Here is a 2,232-nt window from a genome sequence, read left to right as displayed (position 1 = left end):
GCCCCTCCCTGCGCGACGAGGACGTACGCCTCGGGCAGCGCGACGGCGACCGGGGCCTCGCCGAGCCGCACGCGGCCCGGATCTCCGTCGCCACCGTCGGGGAGATCCGGCGACGCGGCACGGGACCGGTGGCCCGGGCGGCGCCGGACGGGCTGAGCTGCATCCGCCCACGACACCGACGGGGTCTGGGTGCACCTCGCGCTGGACCCCGGCGTCATGCCGGCCGTGGACAGTCCCGACCCCGGAGGTCTGCTCCCCGACGAACCCGCCGCACCGCTCGCCGTGCTGGTGGGATCGCCGCGCTGCGCCGGGCTCGACGTCACGACCTACGACCCGGGCCGGACCTGGACCCGGACGGGCGTGCGGGCGTACTCCTCGCCGACCTGGTCGCGGGCGCCTTTGCGTAATCCTGACCGGTGGTGATCCGCGGAACCCTGTGCACCGGTCGCCGTGGCGTGTTCCATTTCCTTCATGGCCACCACCGTCCGACGCGCCGTACTGACCCTCTCCGCAGCCGCGTTGGGCTCGGACAACCCGCTGCCCGCCCTGCGCGCGCCCGACGAGGCGCACACCCTGGACGAGCGTGCGCGCGAGGGGATGCCGCGCGAGATGGCACGGCAGATCGGCTACGAGCCACTGCGTTCGCTCCTGCCCGTACGGATCCGCGACGGGTACGGACGGGAGCGCGCGGAGCGGGACTTCGAGTCGATCGTCATCGAGAACGGCCACCTCCGGGTCACCGTGCTCCCTGGCTGGGCGGGCGCGTCCACTCGCTCGTGCACCTGCCGACCGGACGGGAACTCCTCTACCGCAACCCGGTGTTCCAGCCCGCCAACTTCGCGCTCAACGGCGCTTGGTTCTCCGGCGGCATCGAGTGGAACACCGGCGCGACGGGGCACACCACCCTGTCCTGCGCCCCGCTGCACGCCGCGCTCGTTCCGGCCCCGGACGGGGGCGTGATGGTCCGGCTGTGGGAGTGGGAGCGCCTGCGCGACCTGCCCTTCCAGGTGGACCTGTGGCTGCCGGAGGAATCGGAGTTCCTCTACGTCGGCGTCCGCGTCCGCAATCCGCACGAGCGGCCCGCCCCCGTGTACTGGTGGTCCAACATCGCCGTCCCGGAGGACGCCGGGACCCGGGTGCTCGCCCCCGCCGACGAGGCCTGGCACTTCGGCTACGAGCGCGCGCTGCGCCGCATCCCCGTACCGGAGTGGGAGGGTACGGACCGCACGTACCCGCTGCGCGGCGAGTATCCGGCCGACTACTTCTACGAGGTCCAGGACGGGGCCCGGCCCTGGATCGCCTCCCTCGACGCCGCCGGGCACGGGCTCGTGCAGACCTCCGCCGCGGGGCTGCGCGGCCGCAAGCTGTTCGTGTGGGGCGCGGGCGGCGGCGGCCGGCGCTGGCAGGAGTGGCTGACCCAGCCGGGCAGCGGCGGTTACGCGGAGATCCAGGCCGGTCTGGCCCGGACCCAGCTGGAGCACGTACGGCTGGAGGCCGGCGCGGAGTTCAGCTGGCTGGAGGCTTACGGGCCACTGTCGGCGGAGCCGGCGCCGGTCCATGGCGCGGACTGGGCGGCGGCCCGCGGTGCGGCCGAGAGGGCGCTGGGCGCCGTACTGCCGCGGGAGCGGGTGGAGTCGGCGTACGAGGCGTGGCGCCGCCACGCCGACACCGAGCCGGGGGAGCGGCTGGCCCAGGGCTCGGGCTGGGGCGCGCTGGAGCTGCTGCGCGGGGGCTTCGAACTCCCGGGCACTCCCTTCGGGGAGGACACGCTCGGGGAGGAGCAGGAGCCCTGGCTCCAGCTGTGGCGCACCGGCGCCCTGCCGGCCCCGAGCCGGGTGGTCCCGCCGGGGCCGAGCCTGGTCGCCGCGCACTGGCGGGACATGCTGGAGACGGCCCCGGCGGATCCGCTGACGGAGTACCACCTGGGCGTGGCCCAGTGGCACGCCGGGGATGTGGCCCAGGCGGTACGCAGCTGGGAGCGCGGGCTGGCGCTGGCCCCCTCGCGGTGGCCGCTGCTGCGGTGCCTGGCGGTGGCGGACGCCCTGGCGGGCGATGCGGCGCGGGCGGCCGACGGGTTCGCGGCGGCGTTCGAGGACCTGGCCGTGGAGAGTCGTGGCGGCGAGCCGTGGACGGCCGCGGAGTCGGCGCTCGGCCAGGAGGCGATGGGCGCCCTCCTCGCGGCGGGCCGGCTGCCGCAGGCCCGCGCCGTCTGGGACCGGCTGCGGCCGGCCC

Annotated in this window: 2 pseudogenes; both read left to right on the top strand. The window is 75.9% G+C overall.

Features of this window, described 5'->3' with window-relative positions:
- A pseudogene (locus tag ACWGIU_RS36205) lies at positions 1–407 on the top strand (arginase family protein); the annotation flags it as partial.
- Between the two features lie 64 nt (positions 408–471).
- Positions 472–2,232 (top strand): annotated as a pseudogene (locus ACWGIU_RS36200) (DUF5107 domain-containing protein); the annotation flags it as partial.

Source organism: Streptomyces sp. NPDC054840 (assembly GCF_053611065.1).
The sequence above is the reverse complement of the archived record's forward strand: the minus strand, read 5'-3'. Positions and strand labels throughout refer to the sequence as shown.